Source organism: Faecalibacillus intestinalis, assembly GCF_015097455.1.
GTDB classification, from domain to species: Bacteria; Bacillota_I; Bacilli_A; order Erysipelotrichales; family Coprobacillaceae; genus Faecalibacillus; species Faecalibacillus intestinalis.
This window is the reverse complement of the sequence record NZ_AP024085.1, coordinates 405986-427673: the sequence shown is the minus strand read 5'-3', so window position 1 is coordinate 427673 and position 21688 is coordinate 405986. Positions and strand designations below refer to the sequence as shown.

General features: G+C 34.7%; 16 protein-coding genes, 3 rRNA genes and 1 other annotated feature. All 19 genes read right to left on the bottom strand.

The window, feature by feature from the left end:
- Window positions 1-6: 6 nt before the first annotated feature.
- A complete protein-coding gene (gene msrA, locus Fi14EGH31_RS02340) occupies window positions 7-489 on the bottom strand; it encodes a peptide-methionine (S)-S-oxide reductase MsrA (protein WP_200765100.1) in 483 nt (160 codons plus the stop codon).
- Between the two features lie 11 nt (window positions 490-500).
- The gene (locus Fi14EGH31_RS02335; protein WP_117827050.1) at window positions 501-1322 is read right to left on the bottom strand and encodes a MetQ/NlpA family ABC transporter substrate-binding protein; all 822 of its coding nucleotides are present in this window, start codon (window positions 1320-1322) and stop codon (window positions 501-503) included.
- 58 nt (window positions 1323-1380) lie between these two features.
- Window positions 1381-1618 (bottom strand) — a binding site (T-box leader).
- Between the two features lie 49 nt (window positions 1619-1667).
- Window positions 1668-1952 carry a hypothetical protein gene (locus tag Fi14EGH31_RS02330; RefSeq protein ID WP_022001628.1) on the bottom strand — a complete coding sequence of 95 codons (285 nt, stop codon included), beginning with the start codon at window positions 1950-1952 and terminating at the stop codon, window positions 1668-1670.
- A gap of 10 nt (window positions 1953-1962) precedes the next feature.
- Window positions 1963-2181, bottom strand: coding sequence for a helix-turn-helix domain-containing protein (locus Fi14EGH31_RS02325; RefSeq protein ID WP_022001629.1), 219 nt, complete (start codon window positions 2179-2181; stop codon window positions 1963-1965).
- A complete protein-coding gene (gene whiA / locus Fi14EGH31_RS02320) occupies window positions 2174-3124 on the bottom strand; it encodes a DNA-binding protein WhiA (RefSeq protein ID WP_022001630.1) in 951 nt (316 codons plus the stop codon). The genes Fi14EGH31_RS02325 and whiA overlap by 8 nt, the downstream gene beginning before the upstream one ends.
- Entirely contained in the window at window positions 3124-3972 is an 849-nt protein-coding gene (gene rapZ, locus Fi14EGH31_RS02315) for an RNase adapter RapZ (RefSeq protein WP_107030312.1), read from the bottom strand. The genes whiA and rapZ overlap by 1 nt, the downstream gene beginning before the upstream one ends.
- A gap of 80 nt (window positions 3973-4052) precedes the next feature.
- Complete coding sequence (gene trxB, locus Fi14EGH31_RS02310) at window positions 4053-4955, bottom strand: thioredoxin-disulfide reductase (protein ID WP_022001432.1); 903 nt, start codon at window positions 4953-4955, stop codon at window positions 4053-4055.
- A complete protein-coding gene (gene ppaX / locus Fi14EGH31_RS02305; protein WP_117481801.1) occupies window positions 4949-5596 on the bottom strand; it encodes a pyrophosphatase PpaX in 648 nt (215 codons plus the stop codon). Before ppaX ends, trxB begins: the two co-directional genes overlap by 7 nt.
- A gap of 60 nt (window positions 5597-5656) precedes the next feature.
- On the bottom strand, window positions 5657-6460 hold the full coding sequence (gene lgt / locus Fi14EGH31_RS02300) for a prolipoprotein diacylglyceryl transferase (RefSeq protein ID WP_200765099.1): 804 nt from the start codon (window positions 6458-6460) through the stop codon (window positions 5657-5659).
- Entirely contained in the window at window positions 6457-7398 is a 942-nt protein-coding gene (hprK, locus tag Fi14EGH31_RS02295) for an HPr(Ser) kinase/phosphatase (protein WP_200765098.1), read from the bottom strand. The genes lgt and hprK overlap by 4 nt, the downstream gene beginning before the upstream one ends.
- Window positions 7399-7409: 11 nt before the next feature.
- Entirely contained in the window at window positions 7410-10229 is a 2820-nt protein-coding gene (uvrA, locus tag Fi14EGH31_RS02290) for an excinuclease ABC subunit UvrA (RefSeq protein ID WP_200765097.1), read from the bottom strand.
- Complete coding sequence (locus tag Fi14EGH31_RS02285; RefSeq protein ID WP_227352239.1) at window positions 10219-11577, bottom strand: CCA tRNA nucleotidyltransferase; 1359 nt, start codon at window positions 11575-11577, stop codon at window positions 10219-10221. The genes uvrA and Fi14EGH31_RS02285 overlap by 11 nt, the downstream gene beginning before the upstream one ends.
- Window positions 11567-13540, bottom strand: a complete 1974-nt coding sequence (gene uvrB / locus Fi14EGH31_RS02280) for an excinuclease ABC subunit UvrB (protein ID WP_107030316.1) — start codon at window positions 13538-13540, stop codon at window positions 11567-11569. The genes Fi14EGH31_RS02285 and uvrB overlap by 11 nt, the downstream gene beginning before the upstream one ends.
- Window positions 13541-13552: 12 nt before the next feature.
- Window positions 13553-14998, bottom strand: coding sequence for a S41 family peptidase (locus Fi14EGH31_RS02275; protein WP_107030317.1), 1446 nt, complete (start codon window positions 14996-14998; stop codon window positions 13553-13555).
- A 133-nt stretch (window positions 14999-15131) separates the two neighbouring features.
- Window positions 15132-15704, bottom strand: coding sequence for a hypothetical protein (locus tag Fi14EGH31_RS02270; protein WP_200765096.1), 573 nt, complete (start codon window positions 15702-15704; stop codon window positions 15132-15134).
- Window positions 15705-15751: 47 nt separating this feature from the next.
- Complete coding sequence (locus tag Fi14EGH31_RS02265) at window positions 15752-16681, bottom strand: AEC family transporter (protein ID WP_022001441.1); 930 nt, start codon at window positions 16679-16681, stop codon at window positions 15752-15754.
- A gap of 114 nt (window positions 16682-16795) precedes the next feature.
- Window positions 16796-16903, bottom strand: a 5S ribosomal RNA gene (rrf, locus tag Fi14EGH31_RS02260).
- Between the two features lie 74 nt (window positions 16904-16977).
- Window positions 16978-19880 (bottom strand): 23S ribosomal RNA (locus tag Fi14EGH31_RS02255).
- Between the two features lie 215 nt (window positions 19881-20095).
- A 16S ribosomal RNA gene (locus Fi14EGH31_RS02250) occupies window positions 20096-21620 on the bottom strand.
- The 16S, 23S and 5S rRNA genes sit together here, the layout of an rRNA operon.
- Between the last annotated feature and the right edge of the window lie 68 nt (window positions 21621-21688).

The window sequence follows — 21688 nt, the reverse complement described above, 5'->3', positions numbered from 1 at the left end:
TTCCTCTCAACCAAAGAAACATTTTCCTATATGGCAATATCCTTGGGAATTCTTTTCTAAATATTTTTGATGATACTCCTCTGCTTCATAGAAATTATCGAGTGGTTGTATCTCAACAACCACTTTTTCTTGATAATTTTTTTGAATTTCATTTGTTTTATTTTGAATAATTTCTAAGTCACTTTCATTTGTATAATAAATACCTGTACGATAAGAAATTCCTTCATCTTCTCCTTGTTTATTTAAAGAAGTAGGATCAATTATTTTATAATAATCATCCAATATTTGATTTAAACTTCGAAGACTTTCATCATATTCAATTTTTACCGTTTCAACATGTCCTGTTTTCCCCGCTTTAACATCTTCATATTTTGGATTTTCTGTACGTCCATTGGCATAACCTACTGTTGTTTTAATAATTCCTTCAAATTGGTCAAAATACTTTTGAACGCCCCAGAAGCATCCTCCCGCTAAATAAATAACACTCATTTTAAATCTCCTTATTTTGTTGGATCTGTAAAGACATCTTTCACTGATCCTTTATATTTTTTAATATAGTTTTTCACTTTTTTAGATTGTAATGCTTTCTTTAAAGCTTTTGTTTTAGCAGTGTTTTCATTTCCTTCTTTAACTACTAAGTAATTGATATAAGGTTGTGCTTCTTCATCTGTAAAACTTTCTGTTAATAAAACGTTTGCGCTATCTCCTAAATTATGTTCTAATGCATAGTTTCCATTGATAACAGCAACATCTACATCTGGTAAGTTGTTTGATAAGTTGGCTGCTTCTAATTCTTCGATTTTATAATTATGTGGATTTGATGTAATACTTGATGTTGTATAAAGTGTATCATCGTTTAATTCAATTAAGTTCTTTTTAGCAAGTAAAGCAAGTGCTCTTGATTCATTTGAACCATCATTTGGTACAGCAATTGTAGCTCCATCTTTTAAATCATCTAATGATTTTAAGTTTTCTGAATAGAGAGCCATTGCTTCATAATGAATACCGGCCACGGCTTTTAAATGTAATTTTCTTTCTTTATTTTGTTCTTTTAAATACGCTAATGTTTGGAAATAGTTAGCATCTAAATCTCCATCTTCTAATGAAGTATTAGGTGTTACATAATCTGTAAATTCAGTCACTTCTAATGTATAACCTTCTTTTTCTAACTCATCTTTAACGACATCATTTAAGATCTCTGCATGCGGTATAGCTGTTGCTCCTATTTTAATTGTTTTATCATCGTTTGATGATCCATTAGCACATCCTGCAATTGATAATGCAAATGCTGCTGATAATAATAATTTTAATCCCTTTTTCATTTTTCTTTTCCCCTTTTTCTTTTATTACAATACAACAAACAAAAAACTCGTCCTTTATACAAAGGACGAGTTACCTCGCGTTACCACCTTAATTTAAAATAACCTCACAATTATTTCCTCATCGAGTACCATCATACTCTATCACTTTAACGGGTGAATCCGTCATAGCCTAACCAAGATCTTGGGTCGGTATGCAACTCCAAGGCCATTTTCGTTTATCTTCCATGTTTCTTTTTCACCAACCAAGAACTCTCTAGGCATTTTCGATAAATTACTTTCCTTTTCAATGTCTTTTTGTATTGTTGGTACCATAGTATACCTCTATGAATTAGATGTCAATAGTTTTTATTCATTTTCATCTTTTTCTACATAATTTACATCAATAACATCGTCACTCCCATTACGGTAAGCTTGACCTGATTGATAAGCCGCTTTTTTCTCTGCGATTTCTTTTTCAATTCTTTCATTATATTCTTTCAATTGTTTTTCATATAAGTATCTTCTAATAAAAGAATAAATCACAAGAATAGCAATAATGATCCATGTAATAGGACTGAATAATAAATTTAATAATAAACTTAAAACTAAAATAACAACTGCAATAACTAAAATAATTTGATAAATTGGCATTTTTTTACTCCTATTTAGAAAAATTAAATAATTCCTTCACTTCTACTTTCAAACCATCTGCTAATTTTGAAATAGCTTTTAAGGAAATATTTCTTGTCCCTCTTTCAACATCAGAAATATAATTCTTAGATAATCCTGAACGAAATGAAAGTTCTTCTTGAGAGATATGTGCTCTCACTCTTAATTCTTTAATTCGTAAACCAAATAAAATGTGAATATCTTTATTCATTTTGCATTTGCATTAATTGTGCTGCTTGTTCACTTAATTTTTTAAAACGATGATGCAATCCCGATTTACTAATCGTCAGACCTGTTTCATCTTGATAAGCATTACACAATTCATTTAATGTATAATCTGGATATTTTTTACGAATCAAAGCAACAGTTCTTGTTTTTTCATCAAGCATATCAAGTCCCATAAACATCTCAATAATACTGATATCTTCTAATTGTTTATTAGAAGAAGCCATTGATTTGACCTCATTAGCAATATCACAGTTATTCCATCTATTTACAGTATTTGACATACTACGATCAATACGAGTACTTTCAAAATTCATCACCGATTGGCTCGCACCAATGGCTCTTAAAAAGTCTCCTATCTTCTCTGCTGATTTTAAATATATAACATATTTGTTTCTTCTTTTTGTCATTTTGGCATTTAAATGAAAATAATTCATTAATTCTTGAATAAATAAAGCATATTCTTCTTCATCAACAGATAACTCTAAATGATAATTAGAGGTTTCTGGGTTATTCACAGATCCTCCAGATAAAAAGATACCCGCTAAAAATGCTCTTTTACAACATTCTTTTTGAATTATTTTTTTATCAGGAAGTGTATGGAAACCTAATCCATTCATTAAACCTAAATCATCTAAGATTTCTCTTGCTTTTGAGACTTTAAGAATATAGACATTATTTTTTTGTAATTTCATTTTTCTAGAAACAAGAAACTCTATATGAGGATGATACACTTCTTTTAACATTTTATGAACTTTAGATGCTATTTTTGCATTTTCTGTTCTTATTGTAAGTAATAAACCTTGATTTGATAAAGAAAGTGTTCCATTGACTTTAATAATTGCTGATAAAATAGCTTTTTGACAACAAATATCAAAATCATTAAAAACAACTTCCTCTTTAACTTGTCTAGCAAATGATACTTTCATTAATGAACAGCATCCCTATGTAGACGATGAACATGATACTTTTGACTATAGTGATCTGCAAAATAATTTGTTAAGCTCACTGAACGATGTTGTCCACCAGTACATCCAATACCAATAACAACATGTGTCTTTCCTTCTTTATCATATTCTTCTAATAAATAATCTAGTAAGTTTGTCATTTTTTGAATAAAGACTTGTGTTTCAGGTTTATCTATTACATAATCATAAACTTCTTTATCGTTTCCTGTAAGATTTCTAAGTTCCTCTATATAGAAAGGATTTGGTAAAAAACGCACATCAAAAAGTAAATCTGCATCTTTAGGAATTCCATGTTTATATCCAAAGGATACAAAACTTATTCTAAATGGATCTATAGATTGATGATTAAATTGATTTTCTAATAGTTGTTGGAATTTATTTCCTTTTAAATGAGTTGTATCAATAACCATATTTGCTTCTTTAGAAATAGGTCTTGCTAATTTTCTTTCATATTCAATAGCTTCAACTAATGTAGAAGCTTTATTAGAAATCAAGATAGGATGTGTTCTTCTTGTTTCTTTATATCTTTTTAAAATAATATTATCATCACAATCTAAGAAAACAACTGATACATTTAACCAATCTACATTGTTTAAAAAACGAATAGCTTTTGGTGCATCAGCTAAACTTACTGCCATGGCTATTCTTTGATAATTCGTATTATCTTTTAAAAATTCTGAAAAAGCACCTAACAAGGCAATAGGATAATTATCAATACAACAATAAGCCATATTTTCAAAAGCAGCCATTGCAGTTGTTTTTCCAGCACCTGACATACCTGTAACAATGACAATCTCAATTTTATCCATAATACCTCCCCTTTCTATTTTCGTATCTATTCTATCAAAATTCATCTCTAAATAAAAGCCAGATGTGACCATCTGAGCTTTTATTTTAATGAAGCAATGTATTGTCCAGCAATAGCACCATCATTTGTAGCCGTAACAACTTGTCTTAATTGCTTACTTCTTACATCTCCTGCAACAAAAACTCCTTTAACTGCTGTTTCCATATTTTCATTAGCGTCAATATACCCCTCTGCATTAACAATTCCTAATGACTTTGCACATTGTGTCATAGGATCCAAACCAATAAATGGGAAAATACCATTGATCATTAATTCTTCTTTTTCACCTGTCTCACTATTTTCTAAAACAAGACCTTTTACTTTGTTATCTTCTTCTAAAATCTCAGCTGGTTTCCTTTTAAAATGAACTTCAATATTTTCACTTTTTAATAAACGGTCTTGAATAATTTTATCAGCTCTAAAAACATCTCGTCTTACAATTAAATGTACTTTTTTACATAATGTTGCAAGATACATTGCTTCTTCAAGCGCTGAATTTCCACCACCGATGACAGCAACTTCTTGATTTTTAAAGAAAGGGCCATCACAGACAGCACAATAAGAAATTCCACGTCCAACAAGTTCATTTTCTTTTTCAAGATTCATTTGTCTTTCTTTTGTACCTGTCGCAATTAAAACATATTTTGTTTGATATGTTTGTTTAGCAGTGATAACTTCTTTGTAATCTCCGTAATCTTTAATATCTAAAACTTCACCATATTCCATTTTTGCTCCAAAACTCAAGGCACTTTCATACATTGTAAAAGCAATTTCTGGGCCTGGTGTTGGTTTAAGTCCAGGATAGTTTTCAATTTGGGCAGTAACATTTAATTTACCACCTGGAGCTGCACTATCAAATATTAAAACATCTAATCCCGCACGACTCGCATATAAACAAGCACTTAACCCCGCAGGTCCAGCACCAATAATTATTAAATCTAACATTTTTCTTTCTCCTTTATATAATTTATAAATTCTTGATAATCATTAATTAACAAATCTGGATGTTCTTTTTCTATAAGAGCATATCCTTTAGGTGACCATTTCACTCCTACTGTTTTAATTCCCGCATTTTTACCCGCTTGAATATCAGTTACATTATCACCTACGTAATAACCTTCTTGACAATTTAATTTTTTTAATGCACATAATATTCCTTCAGGATCAGGTTTTGAATGTTTCACATCATTTTCTCCAATGATGACATCAAAATATGGTGTTATATTAAATAAATCCAATCCTAATATAGCTGCTTCTTTATATTTTGTTGTAACTACAGCTAGAGGAAAATCTTGTGCTTTTAAATATTTTAACATTTCTTCAACATATGGATAAATTGTGACATAATCTTCATGATGTGCATGATTATATTCTCGATAATATTGAATTAATTCATCCACTTGATCTTCTTCTACATATCGACTAAAGGTATTTTTTAAAGAAGGCCCTAAAAATGAAAGCAGTTCTTCTTCACTTAAAGTATAACCTGGTTTATATTTTTTAAATGTGTGTATAAATGATTTTTTTATTAATAAATCTGTATTTAAGAGTGTTCCATCTAAATCAAAAATAATTGCTTTTTTCATACTTTTCTCCTTAATGTAAATTATTATATCTATTTTACAAAAAAAAGATAGTCTTATGCACTATCTTTCCTCCAATACATCTTGTCCTTTAAAATGACAATAAATAAATCCTATTAAACCAACAATAACAAATACAATAGAAACAAGTTGTGCTGTTTTTAATCCAAAAACATATAAACTATCTGTTCTAAATGCTTCTATGAAAAAACGAATAACTCCATACCAAATAAAATAAGTAAAAAACTGAATTCCTTGTTTTTGTTGGTACTTTCTAATAATAAAGAAAATAATTAAAAAACCAATCACACATCCTAAGGATTCATATAAAAATGTAGGTTGATAATATTGACCATGAATATACATTTTATCAATGATAAACTGTGGTAAATGAAGTGCTTTTAAGAAACTTAAATCAACTGCACTTCCATAAGCTTCTTGATTAAAGAAATTTCCCCATCTCCCACATGCCTGGGCAATAAGGACACCTGGCATGATGGCATCCCCCGCAACAAGAAATGAAATATTTCTTTTTTTAAAGAAGAAATAACTATAAATAAGTCCTGTGATAACTCCTCCTTGAATAGCAAGTCCTCCATGATTGATCATAATGATTTCCATCGGATTATTGGCATACAATTCATTCCACATAAAAATCACATACCAAATTCTAGCACCAATGATTCCTACAAATAATAAACCAAAAACATAATCAGAAAGTATTTCTTTTGAATAATCTAATTTTTTAAAATGATATTGCCCTAAAAAATAAGCAATTGCTGCACCTGTCAATATACAAACTGCATACCATTGTATAGAAAGTGGTCCAATTTCTATAAAGGTATTAAAACTTGGGAAAAATCTCATTGTTCTTGTTTATTACGATCAATATTTTTAAGAATACGTTCAACAAATTCTTTACTTGAATCAATACCTACGTCACGTAAACGCATATTCATAACTGCCGCTTCAATAATAACCGACATACTACGACCACTTGATACAGGAACAACTATTTTAGGAATTTTAATTCCTAAAACATCTTCTGAAATATCATTTTCTTCAACCCCTACACGTGTATATTCACGTGATGGTACCCAACGTTCTAGCTGAATCACCAAATCAACATCATTTCTATCTAAAATAGCAGAAATACCAAACATCTTAGAAACATCAATAACTCCAATTCCTCTAATTTCTAATAAATTAGCAAGAACAGCAGGTGCTTTACCAACGATTTTTTGTCCTATACGATAAAGTTCTACAGCATCATCAGCAACTAATAAATGGCCTCTTTTAACAAGTTCTAAAGCAATTTCTGATTTACCGATTCCACTATCCCCTTTAATAATGACACCTTTACCATGAATATTTAGAAAAACACCATGCATTAATGTTTCTCTTGCAAGTTTTTCTTCTAAGGTATTCATAAGTTCACTTGATACAACACCTGTAATCATTTCTGTTTGAAAAATTGGAAAGTTTCTTTCATCAGCAATATTTTTTAATACTTCAGGACAAGCATGTCCTTTACAAATTACAATACAAGGTACTTCTTCATTAATTAAACACGGAAAGATTTCTTTTTGTCTTTCTTCTGTCATCTCAGCAATAAAAGCCATTTCTTTATCACCAAAGACAATAATTCTTCTAAAGTCACTATGTTTAAAGAATCCTGCTAATTCAAAACCTGGTCGATTGATTTCACCAGTTAAAATAACTCTTTTTAAAGATTCTTCATTTCCTGTAACTTGTTGATAATTTTTATTATTCCCTAATAATTTTTCTACTGTAATTGATTTCATCTTTTTTCTCCTTAAAGCATTGATTTCAAGAACTGACCTGTATAACTTTTTTCACACTTTGCTACTTTTTCTGGAGTACCTGTAACAACAATTGTTCCTCCTCCAGCTCCACCTTCAGGTCCTAAATCAATGATATGATCTGCTACTTTAATAACATCTAAATTATGTTCAATAACAATAATTGTATCTCCTTGATCAACAATACGTTGTAAAACATCGATAAGTCTTGCAACATCATAACTGTGTAATCCAGTTGTTGGTTCATCAAGAATATAAACAGTTTTCCCTGTTGACTTCTTTTGTAATTCACTTGCAAGTTTAACTCTTTGAGCTTCTCCACCAGAAAGAGTTGTTGCACTTTGACCAAGTTTAATATAACCAAGACCAACATCATAAAGTGTTTGGATCTTATTTCTAATTTTTGGTAAATTATCAAAGAAATCTAACGCTTCTTCTACTGTCATTTCTAAAACATCATAAATATTTTTATCTTTATAAGTCACTTGTAAAGTTTCTTCATTATATCGTTTACCTTCACATTGTTCGCAAGGAACGTAGACATCTGGTAAAAAGTGCATTGAAATTTTCTTTAGTCCATCACCTTGACACGCTTCACAACGACCACCTTTAACGTTAAATGAGAATCTTCCTTTATCATAACCTCTCATTTTCGCTTCATTTGTTTGTGCAAATAAATCACGAATATCATCGAAGACACCTGTATAAGTTACTGGATTTGAACGTGGTGTTCTTCCAATTGGATCTTGTGAAACTTCAATGACTTTATCAATATTTTCAATTCCCAAGATTTCTTTATGTAAACCTGGTCTCTCTTTTGATTGATAAACATATCTCATTAATGATTTTCCTAAAATATCATTCACTAATGTTGATTTACCACTTCCTGATACTCCTGTAACGACATTGAATTTACCAAGAGGAAATTTAACATTAATATTCTTTAAATTGTGTTCCTTAGCCCCTTTGACTTCAATAAATAAGCCATTCCCTTTTCGTCGTTTTTGAGGAACTTCAATCTTTCTATTTCCAGATAAATATTGTCCTGTAATAGAATCTTTACAATTCATAACTTCTTCGGGTGTTCCTGCACAAATGACTTGTCCACCATGAACACCAGCTCCTGGACCAATATCAACAATAAAATCTGAAGCTCTCATTGTATCTTCATCATGTTCAACAACGAGAACGCTATTTCCTAAATCTCTAATATCTTGTAAAGATTTAATAAGCTTTTCATTATCTCTTTGATGTAAACCAATAGATGGTTCATCTAAAACATATAACACTCCCGTAAGACGTGTTCCAATTTGAGTTGCTAGACGGATACGTTGAGCTTCTCCACCAGATAATCCTCCTGCACGTCTAGCAAGTGTTAAGTAACCAAGACCAACATTATTTAAGAATGTAAGACGATCATTGATTTCTTTAACAACTAATCGAGCAATATTCATTTCATAGTCTGTTAATTTTATATTTTGAATAAAATGTAAAGCATCCCCAATCGATTGTTCTGTAAATTCAGCAATATTTAAACCACCGACTCTTACAGAAAGAACTTGATCATTAAGTCTTCTTCCCTTACATGTAGGACAAGTATGTTCTGACATAAAGGATGCATACCATTCTTTTGACCATTTTGAAGTTGTTTCTTCATATCTTCTTGCAATTAATGTTCTCACACCTTCAATAAATTTTGTTGTACGTGAGACATTTCCACTATCTGATACGATTTCATAACTAATAGGTTCTCTCGAACCATCAAGAATATAACTTAATTCTTGTTTTGTAAAATCTTTTAATGGTTTATCTAAATCTATTTTATATTTCTTACAAAGAACTAAAAATCTTTGCCATTCAATACGATTTGTTCCTACTGCTGTTTTAAAATAACGAAGTCCACCTTCATTAATTGATTTACTCCAATCTGGAATCAATAAATCATCATCCACTTCATTTTTAATCCCTAATCCACGACAATCCGGACAAGCTCCTAATGGATTGTTAAATGAAAATAAACGTGGTTCTAATTTAGGAACAGAAAAACCACAAATTGGACAAGCAAGATGTTCACTAAAAAGTTCTTCTGTTTTTGTTGTTAAGTTTTGAACAATGACTTCTCCACCCGTTAGTTTCAAACCGACTTCTAAAGAATCTACTAAACGACTACGATAACCTTCTTTTTTGATAATACGATCAATAACGACATCAATATCATGTTTTTTATTTTTATCAAGTTCAATTTCTTCATCCAACATGTAATTTTGTCCATCAACAACCACACGTAAATAACCATCTTTTAATAAGTCCGCAAAATAATCTTTAAAAGTTCCTTTCTTTCTTTTAACAACTCTTGCGACAACCATTAAACGATCGCCATCAGCGTATTGGTCAATCGTATCTGCCATTTGTTTAATTGTTTGACTTTCAATAACAACATCATGTTTAGGACAATAAGCTTTTCCTACACGTGCATATAACAATCTTAAATAATCATAGATTTCTGTAACTGTTCCTACAGTTGAACGTGGATTGTTAGAAGTTGTTTTTTGATCAATTGCAATAGCAGGTGATAAACCTTCAATCGCATCAACATCTGGTTTTTCCATATTGCCTAAAAACTGTCTTGCATAAGCACTTAGTGATTCTACATATCTTCTTTGTCCTTCAGCATAAATTGTATCAAAAGCTAAAGATGTTTTCCCTGAACCAGAAAGACCTGTCATAATAACAAGTTTATTTTTAGGAATATCGATATTAATGTTTTTTAAATTATTTTCTCTTGCTCCTCGAATAATTAATTTATCTTCCATCTTTTCTTCCTTTCAATAATTGGATAACACTTTCTTTGTCATGCCCTCTCATTTGTAAATCATAGGCCCAATCAAGTAATTCTTTGAAATCTTGATTAGGTTTAAATCCTAATTCTATTAAGAGTTTACCATCCACAAAAGGTTTTAATGCATGATTTCCACATCTTGAAACCTTTTCTTCAACATAAGTATCTAATGTTGAAATTGTTTCTGGACGATTTGCAAGTCGTCCTAACTTATCACATTTCGACATACATACTAAATCGTTTAAAGGAAAAATTCCTTCTATTCCTTTTAATAATTTATAGTAACTATAATCTTTACTTTGATTTCTTACCATATTCATCAAATGCATATGATAATAGATCATTGTACGAATATATTTTTTCATTTTTTTATTTGTAAAAAAATGACTAAAATATTGATTAAAAACTTTTACACCACTTTCATTATGCCCTGGTGCTTTTCCTTCAGGAGTTGTTACTAATGGTTTTCCTATATCATGAAGTAAAGCACTCCACATGAAAGCAAGTGGCCAACTTGTTTTATCTTTACATAAAGCAGCTAAGTCAACAACTAATAAAGTATGATTCATCACATTTCCTTCAGGATGAAAATCTAATCTTTGAGGACACGTTACTAATGTTTCTAAAGGACGAATAAGAGCATTGAGTTCTAATAAGAATTTTAAACCCGTTGATGGATGTGAAGACATCAATAACTTATTATATTCTTGTTGAATTCGTTCTAAAGATAAATATTGTAAAACTCCTTCATTGACCATTTTTTGACAAATCTCTTTTGTTTTTAAATCCACTTGAAATTCAAAACGAGACATAAATTGAGCTAATCTTAATACTCTTAAAGGATCTTCATAAAATGTTTTTTCATCAACCATTTTTAAACATTTATTTTTAATATCTTCTCGTCCTTGATAATAATCTATCAGCTTTCCATTTTGATAATCATACATCATTGCATTGATTGTAAAATCTCTTCTACAACATGCTGTTTTCATATCTAAATCTTTATGAACTTCTACCTCAAATTCTCGATGTGTTTGTCCTTTCTTTCTTTCAATACGAGGTAAAGCAAAATCAAAATTTGGTAAACAATCCAATTTTAAAATACCAAAACTTTTACCTACCTCGTTTACTTTTCCATATTGAGATAAAATATCAATAATCTCATCTATTTCTAGATCATAGATTTCTACATCTACATCATGGTAATCCACCTTTTGATACATCACCATATCTCTAACAATACCACCTACAAGATAAACTCGACCCTTTTTAGATAAAGAATCTAAAACACTTTTTTCTAAATGATTAAACTCAAACTTCACCTTGCAACTCCAACATCATATCTCTAAGTTCCATTGCTCTTTCAAAATCAAGTGCTTTAGCTGCTTCTTTCATTTGTTTTTCAAGTTCTTTAATAAGTGTTTCTTTATCTTTCTTCTTCGCTTTCTTACCCTTTTTAACAAGAGAAATGGCTTCATCCACATTTTCTTGTCCATGGATAGCTTCTCTAATTTCCTTTTTGATTGTTTGAGGAATAATACCATGTTCCTTATTATATTTTTCTTGTATTTCACGACGTCTTGCTGTTTCATCAATGGCCTTTTGCATAGAATCAGTAATTTTATCACCATACATAATAACTTTACCATGACTATTTCTAGCAGCACGTCCAATAGTTTGAATCAATGATCTTTCCGATCTTAAAAAACCTTCCTTATCAGCATCTAAAATACAAACAAGAGAAACTTCTGGTAAGTCTAACCCTTCTCTTAACAAGTTGATACCCACTAAAACATCATATTTTCCAAGACGTAGATCTCTTAAAATTTCTGTTCTTTCTAATGTTTTAGTATCACTATGCAAATAAGCAACTTTTAACCCAAGTTCTACAAGATAAGCACTGAGATCTTCTGCCATTCTTTTAGTAAGTGTGGTAATCAATACACGTTCATTTTTTTCAATACGTTGATGAATTTCATCAATAATATCATCTACTTGACCATCAATAGGTCTTACTTCTATGATTGGATCTAATAGCCCTGTTGGTCTAATAATTTGTTCAACAACTTGATGATGAACCTTATCTAGTTCATAATCACCTGGCGTTGCAGAAACAAAGATAGCTTGATGAATCAAATCTTCAAACTCTTCAAAAACAAGTGGTCTATTATCCAAAGCACTTGGAAGTCTAAAACCATATTCTACTAATGTTTCTTTACGAGAACGATCCCCATTATACATTCCTCTAATTTGTGGAAGCATAACATGACTTTCATCTACGACAAGTAAAAAATCTTTAGGAAAATAATCAATCAATGTATAAGGTCTTTGACCTGCTTTTCGTCCATCGATATGTCGTGAATAATTTTCAATTCCTGGACACATTCCCACTTCTCTTAACATTTCCACGTCATGTCTCGTTCTTTGATCAAGACGTTCATACTCTAATAGCTTTGTTTCATCTTTAAAATACTGTAATCGTTCTTCTAATTCCTTAGAAATCGTATCACAAGCTTTTAACATTTGTTCCTTTTTCGTAACATATCCATAAGCAGGATAAATAGTATACGTATTATAAGAGCCTAAAATATGTCCTGTAAGGGGATCTACTTCACAAATACGTTCTACTGTATCTCCAAATAATTCAATACGAATCAAATAACTTTCACTATGTCCTGGAACAATTTCAATAACATCACCACGAACCCTAAAAGTTCCTTTAGTTTGTTCAATATCATTTCTTTGATATTGACGATCGACTAAAAATGTCAATAATTCTCTACGATCAATATCTTGATCAACACGTAATGAGAAAATCATTTCTTTATACTGTTCAGGATTTCCAAGTCCATAAATAGAAGCAACAGAAGCAACAACAATGACATCTTCTCTTTCAATAAGTGAATTCATTGCTGCTGAACGCAACATTTCAATTTCATAATTTGTTTTTGCATTTTTATCAATATAGAGATCTCTACCTGGAATATAAGCTTCTGGTTGATAAAAATCGAAGTTTGAAATAAAGTACTCTACTCTATTTTCAGGAAAAAATTCTTTTAACTCTGAATATAATTGTCCTGCTAATGTTTTATTATGTGCTAAAACCAACGCTGGTTTATTATATTCTTTGATAACATTAGCAACAGTAAATGTTTTTCCTGTTCCAGTTCCCCCAAGTAAGACTTGTTCCTTTTTACCTGCTTTTAAACCATCTACAAGTTCTTGAATAGCTTGAACTTGATCTCCCATTGGTTGAAAAGGAGAAACGAGTTTAAACTGAGACATAGTTTCACCACCTTATTTTATGATTTTCATTAACTGATCATACTGTTTATCATTTTCATGATTATTGATATAAATCATCATTCTTGCAACCAGCATTTGTTTATCACTTTGACTATACTCTCCATCTACATTTAAATGATTATCTGTTTCAAATTGTTGTAATGCTGCTTGTGTATTAACTGAAAAATAACCATCTTCTCGATCAACAGAATATCCTAAAATATTGAGCATCTTTTGCATAGATTTAATACGTGTATTTACACAATCAACTTTTAAGGTTTCTTTTACATCTTTTGTTGTAATTCCTGATAATGAAACATTATCAACTTCTTCATCAGGTGTTAGACCCTTTCCATTAATACATGTTCCATTAGGAATCATCCATTTAGCATACGTATACTTTAAAACTGATCCATCAGAAAGCGTTTTTTGAGTTTGTGCACTTCCTTTTCCATAAGTTGTTTTACCAATAAGTTGATATCCTTTTTCACTTTGTAAAGCTCCTGCTGTTAATTCAGAAGCACTTGCTGTATTTTCATTTACAAGAATATAACCATTTTCAAATTCATATTTTTTATCTGATTCTGCATAATATTTTTTTGCTGCACTATTTTTTTCTTTCATTTGATAAATTACTTCATCTGAAGTAAAGAATAAATCTAAAATATCTGTAGCAGCTGTTAAATAGCCTCCACCATTATCTCTTAAATCAATAACTAATGTTTGAATATTTTTCTTTTTAAACATTTCTAAGGCTATTTCTACTTGCTTAGCGGTATCTGTTCCAAAAGTTGATAATTCAATATATCCAAAAGATACATTTCCTTGTTTTCTTATTTCATAAAAAGCAGAAGTATCTAATGCGCCTCTTGTAACTGTCACATCACTTGTTTTTTGATTATTTAAAATCGTTAATGTAACTTCTGTTCCATCTTCACCTCGCACATAGTCTCTTACTTGATCAGTACTTGCTTGTGCTAATTCATTTCCATCTGCTTTCGTGATAATATCGCCAACTTTTAAGCCTGCTTTACTTGCTGGTGAATCACTATATACTTTAGTAATCATGGCCCCTTGTTCTACCATAGAAAAACCTACACCAATGCCTTGATAATTTCCAGCAACTGTTTGATTAAATTCAACAGCTTCTTTGCTTGTTAGATAACTTGAATGAGGATCATTTAATCCTGCAACCATTCCTTCAATAGCAGAGGTATTTAAATTTACATCCTGATCATTCGTATTTACCCAATACTTATCTAAAGTATCATAAACTTCATTAATAATACTGCTATCATTTGTATTTTTAACAATAACATTCTTTTTTGAAACATAGCCTGCAAAATACCCAATTGCAAGACAAACAATAATCAAAATAACAATTAAAACTTCTTTGATTGGTCTTTGTTTTGTTTCTTGTTTTACTTCTTTTTTTGGCGGTCTAATAAAATCATCCATCATTTTCACCTCACCATAACATATTATCATATTTTAAAAAGCATTTATATCATTAATCAAAACCTATTTATTAGTTTCTTTTTTAGACACATTATATCGTTTTTTTACCCATAAGTCACGCTTTTTGCATGAGTCATTTATTATTTTGTCGTATTTTTTTAGTAATTGTTTCCATATAAGCTTGAAAAGGTTTTACCTTTTCTTGATGATTTCCAACATATTCTTTAAAACATTCTGCAAAATATTCTTTTTTTGTCTTTTGTTTGAATAATGTTTTATTTTCTTTATAAAGTTTTATAAATTGTTTAGAAGAACTAAAATGATACTTTTCATCAAAATAATGTCCTAATTCATGAATAATTACTCCTTCACTTGTGACATTCTCAAGATGCGGATGAACTAAACGAATAGTTGCAGGAGGAATCATTTCGCCTGAAATGATCAAATTATCTTTTTTTATACTATAATTATAAAGCTCAATTTTACCACCTGAATTAAAAAAGATTTCTAAATATTGATCATCATATGAATAACCATATCCTCCTTGTAGTTCTTCCTTAATATAGCTATCTCCAAATTCATTCATTTCTAACCAACTGTCTTTAAATTCTTTTTCTACATAGACATGTTTTTGAATTTCAATCATTGTTGTTTTAGGTGTACAACCTATTACAAATAATAACAAAACACATAATATTTTTTTCATTTGAACTCCTTTTATTAATATATAAATAAAAAGGTATTTCTACCTTTTTATAATAATTGGTAAATCATAATCATGAGTGGCATTGTAATAATACTAAATATAACTCCCATCACATTCATAATACTTGCATATCCTGGATGTTTATTATAAAGCTGTGCAAATTGTGTAATCGTTGCAGCCGGTGGTGCAGATGCAGCTAAAATTGTAATCAACAAAATTTTGTCAGCATCAACTGTTAAACGAGACATACCTGTAAATTTAAAAATAAGAATCATAATTAATGGAAAGACAACTAATCTAAATAAAGAAATTAAATATGTTCTCTTTTCTACAAAAATACTCCTTAAATCCATTTCTCCAATAAGCATTCCAATAACAATCATTGCTAATGGTCCCATCATACTTCCTACTTTAGAAAAAGTATCAACAAGTAAAGATGGTAATTGTAATTGAAACATAAAAAGACAAATTCCAATAATGATAGCAATAATATTAATATTTAATAGAATCTTTTTTACGTCAAATGATGGTTCATTACAAACTAGACTTTTAGCATGTGTCCATAATAAAATAGTTTGTATAACCATATAACCGCTTGAATAAATGACCCATTCATTCCCTAAGATGGCTCCTACTAAAGGAATAATTAAATTACCAGAATTTGAATAAATAAGTGTTGCTTTTTCAATAGGTGTAAAACCAAAAATTTTTCCTAATAAATTAGCAAGTGGAATAAAAATGATATGTACTAAAATAGCCCCTAAAAAAGATATTCCTAAACCAATCAACTTATCTGATGTAAAATCAATCATAAAAGAATTGATAATGGCACAAGGGCATGCAACATATAAAAGTAAAATAGATAATACTTTACTATTTTCCGCTGTTAAAACTCGACCTCTTACAAGCAAAAAGCCAAAAAAGATCATAATAAATAATTGACATATTTGTTGAATTAACAAAATGCTTAATTCCATTATATTCACCTCAAGGGATAGTTTAGACTAATTATTTTAAATATGTAAAAGCTTTCATTATATGAAAATAAAAAACCACTTAAGGGAAAATTCTTAAAACATAAAAAAAGAAGGAACTGGCAACGAGCTATTTTCGCACAATGTACTATCTTCGCCGCGATGATGCTTAACTTCTGTGTTCGGAATGGGTACAGGTGTGTCCATCATGCTATCATTACCAGATTCTTCTTGTCAAGTGTCTTCAGGACACTCAAAACCAGACAGTAGTTTTTCTTCTTTCAAGCTCGCTTGCCTTTTCGGTCAAGCCCTCGACCTATTAGTATCAGTCCGCTTAACATGTCACCATGCTTACACTCCTGACCTATCTACCTTATCGTCTTTAAGGGGTCTTACTTGCTTGCGCAATGGGAAATCTCATCTTGAAGTGGGTTTCACACTTAGATGCCTTCAGCGTTTATCCCTTCCGCATTTAGCTACCCAGCTATGCCACTGGCGTGACAACTGGTCTACCATTGATGCGTCCATCCCGGTCCTCTCGTACTGAGGACAGCTCTTCTCAAATTTCCTGCGCCCACGACAGATAGGGACCGAACTGTCTCACGACGTTCTGAACCCAGCTCGCGTACCGCTTTAATGGGCGAACAGCCCAACCCTTGGAACCGACTTCAGCTCCAGGATGCGATGAGCCGACATCGAGGTGCCAAACCTCCCCGTCGATGTGAACTCTTGGGGGAGATCAGCCTGTTATCCCCAGGGTAGCTTTTATCCGTTGAGCGACGGCCTTTCCATTCAGCACCGCCGGATCACTAAGCCCGACTTTCGTCCCTGCTCGACTTGTGGGTCTCGCAGTCAAACACCCTTTTGCCTTTGCACTCTGCGCTTGGTTTCCATCCAAGCTGAGGGTATCTTTGGGCGCCTCCGTTACTCTTTGGGAGGCGACCGCCCCAGTCAAACTGCCCGACTGACACTGTCCCGTCAACGGCTCTACGTCGTCCGGTTAGAAATCCAATACAACAGGGGTAGTATCCCAACAGCGGCTCCTTGAATACTGGCGTATCCATCTCTTTGCCTCCTACCTATCCTGTACATGCTGCATCAAATCCCAATATCAACCTGCAGTGAAGCTCCATGGGGTCTTTCCGTCTAGTCGCGGGTAACCTGCATCTTCACAGGTACTAAGACTTCACCGAGTCTACAGCTGAGACAGCGCCCAAATCGTTACGCCTTTCGTGCGGGTCAGAACTTACCTGACAAGGAATTTCGCTACCTTAGGACCGTTATAGTTACGGCCGCCGTTTACTGGGGCTTCAGTTCAGGGCTTCACTTGCGTTAACCCCTCCCCTTAACCTTCCAGCACCGGGCAGGCGTCACCCCCTATACTTCGCCTTGCGGCTTAGCAGAGAGCTGTGTTTTTGGTAAACAGTCGCTTGGGCCGTTTCACTGCGGCTCATATCTCTATGAGCACTCCTTCTCCCTAAGTTACGGAGTCATTTTGCAGAGTTCCTTAGCTATAGTTCTCTCGCTCACCTTAGGATTCTCTCCTCACCCATGTGTGTCCATTTTCGGTACGGGCCATATATACTTAACGTTAGAAACTTTTCTTGGAAGTTCCTCCACTGCCTTCCGTACTCGCCGTAGCTTTCCGTACGCTTCACGCCTTCTCGTTTCGGATGGTGGATTTGCCTGCCATCCCGATATCTCGCTTGCACCAGCTCTTCCAGCCGCTGGCTGCAGCTTCCTCTCTCCGTCATTCCTTCACATATATACGGGTACAGGAATCTCTACCTGTTGTCCATCGACTACGCCTTTCGGCCTCGCCTTAGGTCCCGACTTACCCAGAGCGGACGAACCTTCCTCTGGAAACCTTGGGTTTTCGGTGCGTGGGATTCTCACCCACGTTCCGCTACTCACACCGGCATTCTCTCTTCCATGATCTCCACACGTCCTTTCGGTCGTACTTCTCCGTTCATGGAACGCTCCCCTACCATCCCTTGGGATCCATAGCTTCGGTAGTATGCTTAGCCCCGGTAAATTATCGGCGCAGAGTCATTCGACTAGTGAGCTGTTACGCACTCTTTAAAGGATGGCTGCTTCTGAGCCAACCTCCTAGTTGTCTGTACATCTCCACATCCTTTTCCACTTAGCATACATTTTGGGACCTTAGCTGATGGTCTGGGCTGTTTCCCTCTTGACAACGGACCTTATCACCCGCTGTCTGACTGCCGAGCATGTTGGCGTGACATTCGCAGTTTGATTATGCTCAGTACCCCGAGATGGGGCCATCACATATTCAGTGCTCTACCTTCACGCAACTCTTCTCTCGACGCTAGCCCTAAAGCTATTTCGGGGAGAACCAGCTATCTCCGGGTTCGATTGGAATTTCACCCCTAGCCACAACTCATCCGCCAACGTTTCAACGGGGGTCGGTTCGGTCCTCCATCGGGTTTTACCCCAACTTCAACCTGGTCATGGCTAGATCACCCGGTTTCGGGTCTACTGCATGCAACTCGCGCCCTCTTAAGACTCGCTTTCGCTTCGGCTCCGCATATCCTGCTTAACCTCGCTCCATACAGTAACTCGCCGGTTCATTCTACAAAAGGCACGCCATCACCCTTTAACGGGCTCTGACTTCTTGTAGGCATATGGTTTCAGGTTCTCTTTCACTCCCCTCCCGGGGTTCTTTTCACCTTTCCCTCACGGTACTGGTTCACTATCGGTCACTCTCTCGTATTTAGCCTTGCCGGATGGTCCCGGCTGATTCAGACAGGATTTCTCGTGTCCCGCCCTACTCAGGTGTCATCTCTCTCCAGTCTCTCATTTCGAGTACGGGGCTCTCACCCTCTCTCGCTCACCTTCCCATGTGATTCCTCTATGATCCTCTGTTTGATTTATCGATGATCCTACTACCCCGATCCTCAGATCGGTTTGGGCTCTTTCCCTTTCGCTCGCCGCTACTCAGAAAATCATTCTTATTTTCTCTTCCTGCAGGTACTTAGATGTTTCAGTTCCCTGCGTCTCGCCTCATCATGTCTATGTATTCGACATGTGATACACGGATATGACTCCGTGTGGGTTCCCCCATTCGGATATCGACGGCTCTTCACGTGCTTACCGCTCACCGTCGCATTTCGCTGTTTGCTGCGTCCTTCTTCGCCGGAGTGTGCCTAGGCATTCCCCATACGCCCTTTCTTGCTTTACCTTCTAGGTTTGCTTGCTTGAACTTTTTTTCGTTTACACTTGCTGTAAAATCTTAGTTACTTTCGACTTTTCGTACTAGACCTTATTTTTTCTTTAATGTCTAATCTCTTCTTTATCGTTTTCGCAATTTTTTTTACTACTATCCAGTTTTCAATGTCCTCTTGAATGTCATGGACATTCAAAACCAAACAAGAAAGCACAACTTTCTCTCCCTAGAAAGGAGGTGATCCATCCCCACGTTCCCGTAGGGATACCTTGTTACGACTTCACCCCAATCATCAGTCCCACCTTAGACAGCTCCTTCCTTGCGGTTAGGCCACCGGCTTCGGGTGTTACCGACTCTCATGGTGTGACGGGCGGTGTGTACAAGGCCCGAGAACGTATTCACCGCGACATGCTGATTCGCGATTACTAGCGATTCCATCTTCGTGCAGTCGAGTTGCAGACTGCAGTCCGAACTGAGAACAGTTTTATGGGTTTCGCTCCACCTCGCGGCTTCGCTTCCCTCTGCTCTGTCCATTGTAGCACGTGTGTAGCCCAGGTCATAAGGGGCATGATGATTTGACGTCATCCCCGCCTTCCTCCGGCTTGTCACCGGCAGTCTCGCCAGAGTCCCCAACTTAATGCTGGCAACTGGCAACAGGGGTTGCGCTCGTTGCGGGACTTAACCCAACATCTCACGACACGAGCTGACGACAACCATGCACCACCTGTCTTCTCTATAGCTATCTCTCCATCTCTGGAGCCTTTAGATCGATGTCAAGACCTGGTAAGGTTCTTCGCGTTGCTTCGAATTAAACCACATGCTCCACCGCTTGTGCGGGCCCCCGTCAATTCCTTTGAGTTTCATTCTTGCGAACGTACTACTCAGGCGGAGTACTTATTGCGTTAACTGCAGCACTGAGATTTGACTCCCAACACTTAGTACTCATCGTTTACGGCGTGGACTACTAGGGTATCTAATCCTATTTGCTCCCCACGCTTTCGGGACTGAGCGTCAGTTATGCGCCAGATCGTCGCCTTCGCCACTGGTGTTCCTCCATATATCTACGCATTTCACCGCTACACATGGAATTCCACGATCCTCTCACACACTCTAGCTCTACGGTTTCCATGGCTTACCGAAGTTAAGCTTCGATCTTTCACCACAGACCCTTAGTGCCGCCTGCTCCCTCTTTACGCCCAATAATTCCGGATAACGCTCGCCACCTACGTATTACCGCGGCTGCTGGCACGTAGTTAGCCGTGGCTTTCTTATAGAGTACCGTCACTTGGATATCATTCCCTATATCCACCGTTCTTCCTCTATGACAGAAGTTTACATAACGAATTACTTCTTCCTTCACGCGGCGTTGCTCGGTCAGGGTTTCCCCCATTGCCGAAAATTCCCTACTGCTGCCTCCCGTAGGAGTCTGGGCCGTGTCTCAGTCCCAGTGTGGCCGGTCACCCTCTCAGGTCGGCTACGCATCGTCGCCTTGGTAGGCCGTTACCCTACCAACCAGCTAATGCGCCATAAGTCCATCATCTACCAGTCCCGTAGCACTTTTCATATAGAGTTCATGCGATCTCTACACCTATGCGGTCTTAGCTGACGTTTCCATCAGTTATCCCCCTGTAGATGCCAGGTTACTTATGTATTACTCACCCGTTCGCCACTCTTCACCGAAGTGAAGCGTTCGACTTGCATGTATTAGGCACGCCGCCAGCGTTCATCCTGAGCCAGGATCAAACTCTCCATTGTCTTATTCCTTTCAGACAATCTCTTAGTCTGTTTAGCTCTTTTTTATTTCTTTAACTTAATTGACGTTG

Bases quoted from the DNA above. Each gene is read 5' to 3' on its own strand.
- msrA (WP_200765100.1), bottom strand. From the start codon at position 489: ATGAGTGTTATTTATTTAGCGGGAGGATGCTTCTGGGGCGTTCAAAAG.
- Fi14EGH31_RS02335 (WP_117827050.1), bottom strand. From the start codon at position 1,322: ATGAAAAAGGGATTAAAATTATTATTATCAGCAGCATTTGCATTATCA.
- Fi14EGH31_RS02330 (WP_022001628.1), bottom strand. From the start codon at position 1,952: ATGCCAATTTATCAAATTATTTTAGTTATTGCAGTTGTTATTTTAGTT.
- Fi14EGH31_RS02325 (WP_022001629.1), bottom strand. From the start codon at position 2,181: ATGAATAAAGATATTCACATTTTATTTGGTTTACGAATTAAAGAATTA.
- whiA (WP_022001630.1), bottom strand. From the start codon at position 3,124: ATGAAAGTATCATTTGCTAGACAAGTTAAAGAGGAAGTTGTTTTTAAT.
- rapZ (WP_107030312.1), bottom strand. From the start codon at position 3,972: ATGGATAAAATTGAGATTGTCATTGTTACAGGTATGTCAGGTGCTGGA.
- trxB (WP_022001432.1), bottom strand. From the start codon at position 4,955: ATGTTAGATTTAATAATTATTGGTGCTGGACCTGCGGGGTTAAGTGCT.
- ppaX (WP_117481801.1), bottom strand. From the start codon at position 5,596: ATGAAAAAAGCAATTATTTTTGATTTAGATGGAACACTCTTAAATACA.
- lgt (WP_200765099.1), bottom strand. From the start codon at position 6,460: ATGAGATTTTTCCCAAGTTTTAATACCTTTATAGAAATTGGACCACTT.
- hprK (WP_200765098.1), bottom strand. From the start codon at position 7,398: ATGAAATCAATTACAGTAGAAAAATTATTAGGGAATAATAAAAATTAT.
- uvrA (WP_200765097.1), bottom strand. From the start codon at position 10,229: ATGGAAGATAAATTAATTATTCGAGGAGCAAGAGAAAATAATTTAAAA.
- uvrB (WP_107030316.1), bottom strand. From the start codon at position 13,540: ATGTCTCAGTTTAAACTCGTTTCTCCTTTTCAACCAATGGGAGATCAA.
- Fi14EGH31_RS02275 (WP_107030317.1), bottom strand. From the start codon at position 14,998: ATGGATGATTTTATTAGACCGCCAAAAAAAGAAGTAAAACAAGAAACA.
- Fi14EGH31_RS02270 (WP_200765096.1), bottom strand. From the start codon at position 15,704: ATGAAAAAAATATTATGTGTTTTGTTATTATTTGTAATAGGTTGTACA.
- Fi14EGH31_RS02265 (WP_022001441.1), bottom strand. From the start codon at position 16,681: ATGGAATTAAGCATTTTGTTAATTCAACAAATATGTCAATTATTTATT.